A 12094-nucleotide genomic window follows, 5' to 3' on the forward strand; every position below is an offset into this window, starting at 1 on the left:
TCGGGTCCTGGGTCGGCGCGCGTGGGGTCGGTTTCCCGGCGCGCGCAGCTCGTTTGCGTGCGTCGGTGACACGAAACGCGGCCGGGCGGGTACGTAGGTCTCCATGACACCTGAGCGTCCCGACCCGGTGATCCCGGCCCCGGTGCCCGGGCCCCCGGTCCCCGCTGCACCGACCGCCACCTACCGGCTTCAGCTCCAGCCGGAGTTCCCCTTCGCGGCAGCCGAGGCGGCGGTGCCGTACCTGGCGTCGCTCGGCGTCTCGCATCTGCACCTGTCGCCCGTTCTGGAGGCCGTCCCCGGATCGACGCACGGCTACGACGTGGTGGACCACGCGCGCGTGCGGGGCGAGCTGGGCGGCGAGGAGGGACTGCGCTCGCTGGCGGGCACCGCGCGGGAGCACGGCCTCGGCCTGGTGGTGGACATCGTGCCGAACCACATGGCCATGACGCCGCGCCACAACCACGCCCTCTGGGAGGTGCTGCGGGAGGGCCCCGCGTCGCCGTACGCGCACTGGTTCGACATCGACTGGGAGGCGCAGGGCGGACGGCTGCTGCTGCCGGTGCTCGGTGGCCCGCTGGGCGCGGAGATCGGCCATCTCAAGGTCGACGGTGACGTCCTGCGCTACTACGACCAGGTGTTCCCGCTGCGGGAAGGGACCGAGAAGCTGCCGTTGCCGCGGCTTCTCGACGCGCAGTGGTACCGCCCGGCGTGGTGGCGGCTGGCCCGTACCGAGCTCAACTACCGGCGCTTCTTCAGCATTTCGGAGCTGATCGGGGTGCGGGTGGAGGACCCGGAGGTGTTCGCGGCGACCCACGCGAAGATCCTGGAGCTGCTCCGCGACGGCGTGGTCGAGGGGCTGCGCATCGACCATCCCGACGGCCTCGCCGACCCGGACGCCTATCTGCGCCGGTTGCACGAGGCGACCGGGGGGCGCTGGACGGTGGTCGAGAAGATCCTCGCGGACGGCGAGCCCCTGCCGGCCGCGTGGCCCGTCGCGGGCACCACCGGCTACGACGCGCTGCGACAGGTCGACGGTCTCTTCACGGACCCGGCCGGCGCGGGCGAACTCCTCGGCCAGTACCGGCGGTTCGCGGCCGTGCAGGCAGACCGCGGAGGGCACTGGGAGTCGACGGTACGGCGGGCCGCGTACAAGGTGGTCACGCACGAACTGGCCACGGAGACGGACCGCCTCACGCGCGTGGCGAGCCGGCTGTGCGCCGGGTCCGAGGACCTGGCGTTGCGCGACCGCGCCCCCTGGGCCCTGGGCAGCGCCCTGCGGGAACTCCTCGTCCGCATGGAGGTGTACCGGCCCTACCCCTCCACGGACGCCGCCTCGATCGTCACCGGCGCCGCCGCGGACGAGGCCCGGACGGCCTTCACGGTGCCGGAGGAGGCGCGGGCCGTGGACGTCGTACGGGATCTGGTGCTCGGCCGGGCCGGTGAAGGGCCCGCGGGGGCGGAGTTCCGGGCGCGGTTCGCGCAGACGTCGTCGGCGCTGCGGGCCAAGTCCGTGGAGGACACGGCGTTCTACCGCTACCAGCCCCTGCTGTCGGCCAACGAGGTCGGCGGGAACCCGGGGAGCCCGGCCGTGTCGCCGGACGACTTCCACGCCTACTGCGCGCGCGTGCAGCGCGACTGGCCCGCCATGGGGACGGTGCTGTCGACGCACGACACGAAACGGAGCGGTGACGTCCGTGCGGCGCTGTCGGTGCTCACCCAGTGCCCCGAGCGGTGGGCCGACGTCCTGGCCGAGGTGACCCGGGCCGGCACCGGCGTCCCCGACCCGCAGCTCGCGTGGGCCGCCTGGCAGACCCTGTTCGGGCTCGGCCCGGCCGCCGAGGAACGTCTCCAAGGAGCCCTCCTGAAGCACGTCCGGGAGGCGGGGCTGCACACCGCGTGGACCGAGCAGGAGCCCGCGTACGAGGAGGCGGTGGCGGCGTTCGTCGCGGAAGGTCCGTGCGGCTCCCCCGGGCGGCTAGTGACGGACCTGCGCACATCGCTCGCGCTGCACGTACGGGCCAACGTCCTGGGCGCCGCGCTGGTCCATCTGACGATGCCCGGGGTACCGGATGTCTACCAGGGCACGGAGGCCGAGTACCTGGCACTGGTGGACCCGGACAACCGCAGCCCCTTCACCCCTGCCGAACAGCCCTCCGAGAAGACGGAGCTCACCACGGCCGCGCTGCGGCTGCGCGCCCGCCGGCCCACCGCCTTCGGCGACGCGGCGACGTACACCCCGCTGTCGGCCGAGGGCCCGGCCGCCGCGCACTGTGTCGCCTTCGCCCGCTCCGGAGAGGTCCTCACGGCCGTCACGCGCATGTCCTTGAGGCTGGCCCGGGCGGGCGGCTGGCGCGACACCCGGCTGCCGCTCCCCGCCGGACGGTGGACCGATGTCCTCACTCCGGGACGGAAGTTCACGGGGCACGCGCGCGTGGAGGAGCTTTTCGAGACGCTGCCCGTGGCGTTGCTGGAACGGGTCGGGGAAGGCGGGCCGGAGAGCGGCTGACCTCAGCGGCAGCGGACCAGGAGGGCCCGCGGGGAGCGGCTGACCAGGCCCTCCCCGGTGGGCCGGAACCCTGGGGCCCAGCGGAGGTCCGGTGCGGCGGCCAGCAGGGCGTTCAGACCGTGTTCCGCGGTGAGGCGGGCCAGGAGGGTGCCCGGGCAGGAGTGGTGGCCGGAGCCGTACGCGAGGTGGCCCGGGTCGGTGCGGAAGGCGTCGTAGCGGTCCGGGTCGGCGAACCGTGCCGGGTCGCGGCCCGCGGCGCCGAGCAGGCAGGCCACCGTGGCGCCCGCCGGTACGGCGCCGACCGGTTCGGCGGCGCGGCGCAGCACGACGTGCAGCGGCGGATCTCGGCGCAGTGATTCCGCCCAGGCTCCGGACGCCAGTTCGGGGCGGGCGCGGACGGCCGCCAGCTGGGCCGGGTGGTCGAGGAGGTTGGCGAGGAACGAGGCCAGCGCCCGGGCGGTCGTGTCGCCGCCCGCCCCGAGCAGGGTCCCGGCCAGCCCGGTCACGGCCTCGTCGGGCAGCGGGCGCCCGTCGACACGCGCCGTGCACAGCACGGACAGCAGATCGGTGCCCGGGTGGGCGCGGCGGCGGGCGAGGTACGGGCGCAGGAAGGCGTCGAGTTCGGGGTGATGGCCGCCGAGGTGGTCGAGGCCCGTGCGGCACCATGCGTGCACGCGCGCGGTGTCCTCGTACGGCAGCCCCAGTGCGGCGACGGCGGCCGCGGCCGGCAGCCAGTGGCAGAACTCGGCGACGAGATCGGCCTCCCGGCGGCCGGCGAGGCGGCGGGCCAGGACGTACGCCGTCCGCTCGACACCCGCGGCCAGGGCGGCCGGGGCCGGCCCGCGGAACGCCGCCGACGCGAGGGCCCGGTGCGGGCCGTCCACCTGATGGGCCGGAGTGCGTCCGGGCGGCGGCGCGACGAGCCGGGGGTCCTCGATCGCGGTGCGTACGTCGGCGTACCGGCTGACCAGCCAGGCGCCGAACGGGGCGTCGTACACGAGGGGGAAGTGCTCGCGGAGGGTGCGGTACAGCGGGTACGGGTCGCGCTCGACCGCCGGGTCCAGGAGGCTCGGCGGGGGCCCGGCGGGGCCTGGCCGCAGCGCCCCGGGGGAGACGGTGGCCAGGGAGGTTCGTCCGGTCGAAGGGCCGGCGAATCCGGGAAGACAGAGCACCGCCGGCTCCCGCCTGTACGTCGGCGCGCCGGGGTGGTGCGCGCGGTTGCTCCCAGCGGACCACCGCGGACTCCTGACCGCAGTTCTCACCGGCCCGTACGGGTGACAGCGGCGCTCTCGGAGCGTCGGGGCCGTCCTGCCCAAGGGGCGTAACCGTCCCGGCGCACGCCCGCGCGCGCTCCCGGGGCTCGCGCGCGTGCCGGGGCTCCCGCGCTCCGTTCCCGCGCCGGTCGGCGGGGCGATCCACGAAGGGATACACCCCTTTCGATCCGATACGTTCACCCGCTGGCAGTAAATGCCACTTGGCGCCCCCTGGAGCCTCCCCGTCGTCTGCTTGACAGTTCAACCCCCTTCATGGAGTACTGCAAAGGCGACCCAAAGCGGACAAGTCGGGGGTGAGTCTCCTGCTGGAGTTGCGCTACCCCAGTGTGGCCGAAATCGTCTCGTCCGCCCGGGCATTGGCAGCCCATCGCCCAGCACTGTGCCGCCTCAGGCAGGTCGGTGTCTCCCGGGCCGGCAGGCCCCTGCACCTACTGTCCGTCGGTCACGCGCGGCGCGCGGTCCTCGTCGTGGCGGGTGCGCACGCGAACGAACCGACCGGTGGTTCGACGCTGCTGGCGCTGGTCGAACGTGTACTGCGCGAGCGGGAGTTGCGGGCCGGCACCTCCTGGCACTTCCTGCTCTGCGCGGACCCCGACGGGGCGAGCCTGCACGTTACGCCCGCGCCGCGCACGCTGCTCGACTACCACCTCGGTTTCTTCCGTCCCGCCGGACCCGAGCAGCCGGAGTGGTCGCCCTCCGTCCTGCCGCCCGACCGGCTGCCGCCGGAGACCCGGGCACTCACCCGGGTCATCGACGAGGTGCGGCCGTACCTCCAGGTGACCCTGCACGGCACCGATCTGGGCGGCAGCTGGGTGCAGCTGACCAGGGACATCCCGGGGCTCGCCGAGCCGTTCGCCAAGTCCGCGGCGGAGCTGCGCATCCCGGTGGAGACCGGCGCCTCCGACGCGGCGGGCTGGCCCGCCTCCGGGCCCGGGGTGCATGTGATGCCGGCGCCCGGCTCGGACGTGGCGTACCCGAGCATGCCCGACGACGCGCGGCACAGCACCTGGTACCACGCGCATCGGTACGGCGGGCTGACGGCGGTCGTCGAAGTACCCATGTGGGCCAGCGACTTGGTGGACGACCCGGCACCGCATCCGGCACCGGCGGAGGCGATGCGGCGGCTGGCGCGGCGGCTGCTGCGGGACGCGCTCCAGGTGGAGCGGGTCCTCGCGGAGGTGCTGCCGCGGCTGAGCGGCCCCGACGGACCGCTGCTGCGGGCCGCCAAGTGGGCGCTGGAGCTGGTGCCGGGCCTGGCCGACGACTGGGTCCAGACGCCGCCGGCGGACACCACGATGGCGTACGTGGGCAGCGTGGACGCGTTCGGCCGTCGGCTCCCGCTGCGGGCCGCGGCGATGCTGCTGCGGGTCCTGCAGGAGGCCGACGACCGTGCGGCTCCGCATCTGGAGCAGCTCGTGGCGACCTGGTGCGACGCCTTCGCCGAGCGCTTCAGCGCCCGCTGGGTCCCGCTGGAGCACCAGGTCGAGCACCAGTCCCGTACGGTCATCGCGGCGGCCCGCCACGCGCGGATCGCGGCCTAGTCACTCCGCCAGCAGGAACACCGCGCCCGTCTCGGCCCCCAGCAGGCAGGAGTTGGAGAAGGTGTGCCGGTAGTCGGTCGGGCGACCGTTCCACTCGCCGCGGGCCGAGGCGGTGACCGGCGCGTAGATCATCGGGCAGAGGACGTCGGCCCTGGGCGGGATCCGGTCGACGCGCCCGTCCGCGGCGCGGAGTTCCTCGCAGGCCTCGGCCGCGTGCGCGTGGCCCTGGGGCGGATCGCAGAGCAGCAGGGTGCCGCGGGTGTCGCTGAAGCGGGCGTCGCCGCGGGTGAGCGTGAGGTAGAGCCAGTTCCCGGGAACGGCCTCCCGGGGCGCGGCCTGCGCCGGGAGAGCGCAGGCCGTGAGCAGGGCCGCCGCCGCGAGGAGACCGCCTCGTACCGCTTGAGTGGTTCGTGTCATTCCTGGTGCATCGGCACGGCGGGCTGCGAGCCCCACCCGCTCTCACCCGAACGGGAGCGCACGGGCGCCTGCTTCGCGGCGAGTTCGAACGCGGCGAGCACCACCCGCGCCTGGTATTCGACCTGGCGTGCGACCGGTATCCAGCGTGCCCCGTGACCGTCCCGGTAGTCGGCGCACCACGCGTCGATGAGCCGGTCGAGCTCGGGCAGCACCTCGCACGGGTCGTGCCCGGAGCCGGTCACGAGCTGGCGCAGCAGCCCGGCGGTGCGCAGGGCGACGCGGCGTCCCGCGAGGGTCAGGGACGTCAGGCGGGCGGTGTTGAGCGGCGTCAATGAGCGCACCCCGCCGTCGTGGGTGTCGGGGTCCCAGGAGTCGGCGAGGCCGGGGCCGACCAGTAAATAGTCGTCGACGGGTGCGAGGAGGCAGGCCGTGTCCGGAGAGGCGGCCAGGTGCGGGCGCAGCCGGGTGAGGAGGTCCAACAGGAGGCGCGTGTCGCGGCGCAGCGTGGCGCTGACGGCGCGCAGGGCCGCGTCGGCGTCGGCGGGCGGCGTGGCGTCCTCTACGGCGGCCACACCCCACATGGGGGCCTCGACGACCGCGGTCACCGTGCCGTGCCGGTGCGGGTGGAACCAGGTGGACTCGACCGCGGCCTCCGTGATCGCGGCGGCCAGGTCTCCGCGGCGCGGCGGGGGGATGCGGTAGACGGCGGGACCGAGCGCCGGCCAGTACAGCGTGTCGTAGGGCCCGAGTTCGCGCGGGATGCCGTGGCGCGCCGCGGTCTGCGCGACCCGGTGCGGCAGTCCGGGCAGGTCGCGGGTGAGCTCGACGAAGGCGCCTCCCACGTCGACGCCGTGCAGGGAGCACTGGAGGAACGGCCGCAGCTCGTCCTGGAGTTCGAGGAGGGTGCGGGTCTCGGGCAGCGCGGCGCCGTCCGCGCCCTCGGGCAGCCACTCGGGCTGCTCCAGAAAGCCCGGTCTGAAGAAGTGCCGGAAGTAGTGGCCGAGCGTGTAAGGGCCGGTCAGCCAGGCCTCGTTGCGGCGGGAGCCGTCGGGGTCGAGGCAGAGCAGCAGGTTCCAGGTGGCGTCCGCGCCCTCGCACAACCGGGGGTCGGCCAGCGCCCGTTCGGCGAGCCGCAGCACGGTGGCGCCGCCCACGGGTTCGTTGGCGTGCGGTCCGGCGACGACGAGGGCCTGGCGGCTGCCGTGCCCGACGGACAGGAGCCAGAGCGGGTTGCCTGCCCGGGAGGTGCCCACGCGGCGCAGCCGGGCGTCCCGGGGGCGGCGGGCGACGAGCGCTGCGGCACGGGCGCCCAGCTCGTCCACGGTCGGGTAGCGCAGGAGTGGCGGCAGGGGACACCTCCACTGTGCGATGCCGTCGTTTCACCTGGTGTGCATGGTGTACGCACAGTCAGTCACGGCTCAAGAGGTACGTCAACACTGCGGAAGGTAAGGGAAGTTGATCGTGAGCCCTGTGTGAATCCCAGGCCAGAGTTCTGCGGGCCCGGTGTCCCGGCCTCCGTCCCCCGGCCGCTCAGCCCGAGGACAGCCGGAACGACATCCGCCCGAAGCCGACCATGTCGCCGTCCCGCACGACGGCCGCACCGATCACGCGCCGCCCGTTGACGGTCGTGCCGTTGGTGGAGCCGAGGTCGCGCAGCACCCACAGGCCGCCGTGCCGGCTCAGTTCGGCGTGCACCCGGGACACCGTCTCGTGGCTCAGTCGCAGCCCGCTCGCGGGATCGCGGCCGATGCGCAGCGGGTAGGGGCTGCCCGGGTTGGGCAGGAGCAGCTTCGGCAGCCGCTCGGCCTGCCAGGCCCTGCGCAGCCGCACGGTGAAGCCGGAGACCGCCTCGACGGTGCCGAACACCAGCTTCGACCAGCGGTTCTCGGTGGGCAGGTCGGCGGTGAGGGCGGCGAGTTCGTCGGACCTGCGGGCGGTGAGGGCGAGTTCCATGCGGCGGATGAAGGTGTCGTGCGAGAGACGGCCGAGGGCGACGCCGTCGCGGAGCGCCTTCAGCGCCCGGTCGCGCTCCGCGTCGGACAACCGCGCGGGGTAGGTGTGGAACTCGAAGGACGACGTCACGCTGGTGATTGTCGGTCAGCCCGGGCGGGGTGTCCAGAAAACGGGGAAACGACCACTGCGGCCGACAGGGTCGTTCCGTGCGGCAGAAGGGCGGCAAAAGGGTGGATCCGAAAGCGAATTGATCTCGTGTGACGCACCATGGACGGACCGCGTCGCAGTGAGCGAGGACTGCGTCGCGGTGGGCGACAGGTGAGTGACAGCGGACAAGCGAACAGGTGAGCAGACAAGGGGGAACCCTCTGTGCGGTTCGAGGTGTGGGCACCGCAGGCCGACCGGATGACGCTCCACTGCGAGGGCGCCGTGAGCGCCCTGGAGCGCGATCCGCAGCGCGCCGGGTGGTGGACGGGCGAGGCGGACGCGCGGGACGGCACGCGGTACGGGTTCGCGGTGGACGACGGCCCGGTGCTGCCCGATCCCCGCTCGCGCCGCCAGCCGGACGGCCCCGACGGGCTGAGCGCGGTGGTCGACCCCGAGCGCTACGCCTGGCGCGCCGAGTGGCCGGGGCGTCCGCTGCCGGGTGCGGTCCTGTACGAGCTGCACGTGGGGACGTACACCCCCGAGGGCACGCTCGACGCGGCCGCCGGGCGGCTCGGACACCTCGTGGAACTGGGCATCACCCACGTCGAGTTGATGCCGCTGTGCCCGTTCCCCGGACGGCACGGCTGGGGGTACGAGGGCGTCTCCCTCTGGGCGGTCCACGAGCCGTACGGCGGCCCCGAGGCGCTGAAGCGATTTGTCGACCGGGCACATGAACTCGGCCTCGGTGTCGTCCTGGACGTGGTGCACAACCACCTCGGCCCGTCCGGCAACTACCTGCCCGCGTTCGGGCCGTACTTCACGGACACCCACCACACGCCCTGGGGCTCCGCGGTGAACCTGGACGCGCCCGGCTCGGACGAGGTGCGCGGGTATCTCGTCGGCAGCGCGCTGGCGTGGCTGCGGGACTACCGGCTCGACGGGCTGCGCCTGGACGCGGTGCACGCACTGAAGGACACGCGCGCGTGCCACTTCCTGGAGGAGCTGTCGACAGCCGTGGACGGCCTCGCCGCCGAGCTGGACCGGCCGCTCTTCCTGGTCGCCGAGTCGGACCTGAACGACCCGCGGCTCGTGACCCCCCGCAAGGAGGGCGGCCTCGGACTGCACGCCCAGTGGAACGACGACTTCCATCACTCCCTGCACACCGCGCTGACCGGTGAGGCGCAGGGCTACTACGCGGACTTCGGGCGGGCCCCGGTCGCGGCACTCGCGAAGACCCTGACGTCGGGCTTCTTCCACGACGGCACGTATTCGAGCTTCCGCGGCCGCCACCACGGCCGCCGCCTGGACCGTACGCGCATGTCGGCGCACCGGCTGCTGGGCTACTCGCAGACCCACGACCAGATCGGCAACCGCGCCCAGGGCGACCGGCTCTCGGCGTCCCTCTCCCCCGGGCTGCTGGCCTGTGCGGCGGCGCTGGTGCTCACCTCACCGTTCACGCCGATGCTGTTCATGGGCGAGGAGTGGGCCGCGGGCACGCCCTGGCAGTTCTTCACCGACCACACCGATCCGGAGCTGGCGGAGGCCGTACGGCGGGGCAGGCGGCGGGAGTTCGCGGCGCACGGCTGGGCCGAGGAGGACGTACCCGACCCGCAGGACCCGGCGACCCGGGACCGCTCCTGCCTCGACTGGTCGGAGCCGGCCTCCGGCGCGGAAAACGGGCTCCACGCGCGCGTGCTGGACTGGTACCGCGACCTGATCGCGCTGCGCCACAGCCAGCGGGACCTCTCGGACCCCGATCTCGCGGCGGTCAAGGTCGCCCACGACGAGGGGGCACGCTGGATCGCGTTCCGCCGCGGGGACGTCCAGGTGGCCGTGAACCTCGGCAAGGACTCCGCGGCGATCCCGCTGGGCATCCGCAACGCGCGCGTACTGGCCGCGTGGGAGCCGGTGGACCGGCCGGGCGCGGACGGGCTGCTGCATCTGCCGGGCGAGTCGTGCGTGGTGCTGGCGCAGGCCTAGGGGGTTTCTGACAGATCAGTGCGACGCCGCGAGGATCTGTCGGAAACCCCGTGAGGGCCACGCGGGTCAGTCGTCGCCCGGGAGTTCTGTGACGCGTTCGAGGAGGATCGCCTCCCAGGCGCGGCGGAGCTGGATGCGCAGGAGCGGGACCGGGCCGGTCTCGCCGTCCCGCAGGTGCTCGGCGAGGCGGGTCACGGTGTCGCAGCGCGACAGCCACAGGCCGCGCAGACAGGGCCGGGCGCCGTAGCCGGCGAGCGTGGCGGCGCGTACGGCGGCGGGGGCGCCGACGGCGACGGCGAGCCCCGCGATGTCCTCGGCGGGATCGCCCAGGACCGCGCCGGTCCAGTCGAGGACGCCGCGCACCCGCCCGTCGGCGCTGACCATGAGGTGTTCGCCCCTGAGGTCGTGGTGCACGAGGACCGCGACGCCGGGCTGGGCGGCGAGCTGGACGGCGGCGGAGGCCTTGAGCTGGGCGAGCCGCGCGGGGTCGAACTCGTCGGCGGCGGCGAGCCGCTGGGCAGCGCTCGCGGCGGCGCTCCGCAGCGCCTCCAGGGAGCGCGGCGTGGCACGTGGCACGCCGAGCGCCTCCGCCTGACGTACGGGCACCTCGCGCAGGCCCGTGAGCAGCGCCGCCAGGTCGTTCTCGCCGATCGCCGAGACGCCCTGCTGTTCGCCGGTGGTGCCGGGCAGCCGGGTGTCCAGGGTGTAGCCGAGACCGCTCGTCCACTCGCCGTGCGCGACGCTCACGGGGACGGCGACCCCGATGTGCGGGCGGACCAGATCGCGCAGCCGCAGTTCACGGCGCAGGCGCGCGGAGGCGTCGCGGTCGGGGGCGAGCCGCAGCACATGGCGGGCGCCGACCCACCAGCTGGAGTGCTCACCGCCCTCGCCCACGGGCCGCACGTGCGGTCCCGCGCCCGCCGCCCCGCCGTTCGGCAGCAGGGACAGGACCAGCCGGCGGACGGTGTCCGCTGTCGGTGTCGGTGCCTGGGTCATGGTCGCGCCGGTCTCGTCCGGGGGCGTGGGCGGGGCTCTCGCCGGGTGGTCGGTGGGTACACGTCAGTCGACGATCACCAGCTCGCGGGAGGTGGTGTTGAGGCGGCGCCCGCCGTCCGCGGTCACCGTCACGATGTCCTCGATGCGCACCCCGAAGCGGCCCGGCAGGTAGACGCCGGGCTCCACGGAGAAGCACATCCCGGGCACCAGGGGCTTCTCCTCGCCCTCGATCATGTACGGCGGTTCGTGCGTGGTGACGCCGATGCCGTGCCCGGTGCGGTGGATGAAGTACTCGCCGTATCCGGCGTCGGTGATGACCGCGCGGGCCGCCCGGTCGACCTCCTGGCAGGCGATGCCCGGCCGGACCGCCGCGACGCCCGCCTCCTGGGCCGCGCGCACGAGGTCGTGCACCTTGCGCTCCTCCGCGTCCGGCTCGCCGACGTGGACCGTGCGGGAGGTGTCGGAGCCGTAGCCGTGCTTCAGGCCGCCGAAGTCGAGGACGACCATGTCGCCGCGCTCGATGACGCGGTCACCGGCCTCGTGGTGCGGGTTGGCGCCGTTCGGGCCCGAGGCGACGATCGTGAAGTCGACCTGGGAGTGCCCGAACTGCCGCAGCAGATCGGCCAGGTCACCGGCCACCTCGGCCTCCCTGCGGCCTGCGAAGGGAACCTTCCGGATCTCCTCGAACGTTGCGTCCGCGGCCGCTCCCGCGGCCGCCAGGCGGTCCAGTTCCGTCTGGTCCTTGACGGCCCGCAGCATCGGCAGGGCGTCTGTGAGGGCGATGTAGTCGGTGTCCGGGCGCCGCTTCCTGAGGCCGAGCAGATGCATGGCCCAGGCGTTGTCGCTGACGCCGAAGCGGCCACTGCCCCGCATCAGGGAGACGGCCGCCTCATAGGGGTCCTTGCCGTCGGTCCAGTCGCGGAGCGTCAGCGCGGGCGCGCCGGCCGACGCGGCCGCGTCCGGCGCCTCCAGGGTGGGCACGACCAGGACGGGGTCCTGTCCGGTCCGCAGCACCAGCAGGGTGAGCCGCTCGGTCTCCACGGGCCGGTAGCCCGTCAGCCAGACCAGATCCGGCCCGGGCGCGATCAGCACGCCGTCGAGCCCGGCGTCCGCGGCGGCGTCCGCCGCGCGCCGCATACGGGCCTCGTAGTCACCGGCCGTGAAGGGCGCTGGCGTGCTGGTCATCCATACCTCCGTCTGTCCGGAGTTCCCCGGTTCCGCCTACGGGCAGCATCCTGCCCCTCGACGGAAGTGTGCGCGAGCCGGTTACCGCCGTTGCG

Annotated in this window: 9 protein-coding genes; 3 read left to right on the forward strand and 6 right to left on the reverse strand. The window is 74.2% G+C overall.

Annotation, left to right across the window (positions count from 1 at the left end; all coding sequences use genetic code 11):
• Positions 1-103 precede the first annotated feature (103 nt).
• Positions 104-2506: a malto-oligosyltrehalose synthase gene (treY, locus tag AB5J56_RS11545; protein ID WP_369232601.1), complete on the forward strand. Its 2403-nt coding sequence runs from the start codon at positions 104-106 to the stop codon at positions 2504-2506.
• 2 nt (positions 2507-2508) lie between these two features.
• Here the strand turns inward: treY and AB5J56_RS11550 are convergent, their stop codons facing one another.
• On the reverse strand, positions 2509-3678 hold the full coding sequence (locus tag AB5J56_RS11550; protein ID WP_369232602.1) for a cytochrome P450: 1170 nt from the start codon (positions 3676-3678) through the stop codon (positions 2509-2511).
• 395 nt (positions 3679-4073) lie between these two features.
• On the opposite strand from AB5J56_RS11550, the gene AB5J56_RS11555 reads away from it, so the two are divergent.
• Positions 4074-5321 (forward strand): M14 family zinc carboxypeptidase, encoded by a 1248-nt coding sequence (locus AB5J56_RS11555; RefSeq protein WP_369232603.1) that lies wholly within the window; start codon positions 4074-4076, stop codon positions 5319-5321.
• Here AB5J56_RS11555 and AB5J56_RS11560 read toward each other — a convergent pair whose 3' ends face one another.
• From AB5J56_RS11560 to AB5J56_RS11570, 3 genes are all read right to left on the reverse strand, one after another.
• Complete coding sequence (locus AB5J56_RS11560) at positions 5322-5738, reverse strand: SSI family serine proteinase inhibitor (RefSeq protein WP_369232604.1); 417 nt, start codon at positions 5736-5738, stop codon at positions 5322-5324. It lies immediately after the preceding gene.
• On the reverse strand, positions 5735-7060 hold the full coding sequence (locus AB5J56_RS11565; protein WP_369232605.1) for a M14 family zinc carboxypeptidase: 1326 nt from the start codon (positions 7058-7060) through the stop codon (positions 5735-5737). The genes AB5J56_RS11560 and AB5J56_RS11565 overlap by 4 nt, the downstream gene beginning before the upstream one ends.
• A gap of 208 nt (positions 7061-7268) precedes the next feature.
• Positions 7269-7820, reverse strand: a complete 552-nt coding sequence (locus AB5J56_RS11570; RefSeq protein ID WP_369232606.1) for an FHA domain-containing protein — start codon at positions 7818-7820, stop codon at positions 7269-7271.
• Between the two features lie 240 nt (positions 7821-8060).
• On the opposite strand from AB5J56_RS11570, the gene treZ reads away from it, so the two are divergent.
• Positions 8061-9818: a malto-oligosyltrehalose trehalohydrolase gene (gene treZ / locus AB5J56_RS11575; protein WP_369232607.1), complete on the forward strand. Its 1758-nt coding sequence runs from the start codon at positions 8061-8063 to the stop codon at positions 9816-9818.
• 66 nt (positions 9819-9884) lie between these two features.
• Here treZ and AB5J56_RS11580 read toward each other — a convergent pair whose 3' ends face one another.
• Both AB5J56_RS11580 and AB5J56_RS11585 read right to left on the reverse strand, forming a co-directional pair.
• On the reverse strand, positions 9885-10814 hold the full coding sequence (locus AB5J56_RS11580) for a phosphotransferase family protein (RefSeq protein WP_369232608.1): 930 nt from the start codon (positions 10812-10814) through the stop codon (positions 9885-9887).
• Positions 10815-10877: 63 nt separating this feature from the next.
• Positions 10878-11999: a M24 family metallopeptidase gene (locus AB5J56_RS11585; RefSeq protein WP_369232609.1), complete on the reverse strand. Its 1122-nt coding sequence runs from the start codon at positions 11997-11999 to the stop codon at positions 10878-10880.
• Positions 12000-12094: the final 95 nt, after the last annotated feature.

It is taken from the genome of Streptomyces sp. R21, from assembly GCF_041051975.1.
Lineage (GTDB): Bacteria > Actinomycetota > Actinomycetes > Streptomycetales > Streptomycetaceae > Streptomyces.

Coding starts and splice junctions, on each gene's coding strand:
- AB5J56_RS11560 (WP_369232604.1), bottom strand. CDS start 5,738: ATGACACGAACCACTCAAGCGGTACGAGGCGGTCTCCTCGCGGCGGCG.
- treY (WP_369232601.1), top strand. CDS start 104: ATGACACCTGAGCGTCCCGACCCGGTGATCCCGGCCCCGGTGCCCGGG.
- AB5J56_RS11585 (WP_369232609.1), bottom strand. CDS start 11,999: ATGACCAGCACGCCAGCGCCCTTCACGGCCGGTGACTACGAGGCCCGT.
- AB5J56_RS11580 (WP_369232608.1), bottom strand. CDS start 10,814: ATGACCCAGGCACCGACACCGACAGCGGACACCGTCCGCCGGCTGGTC.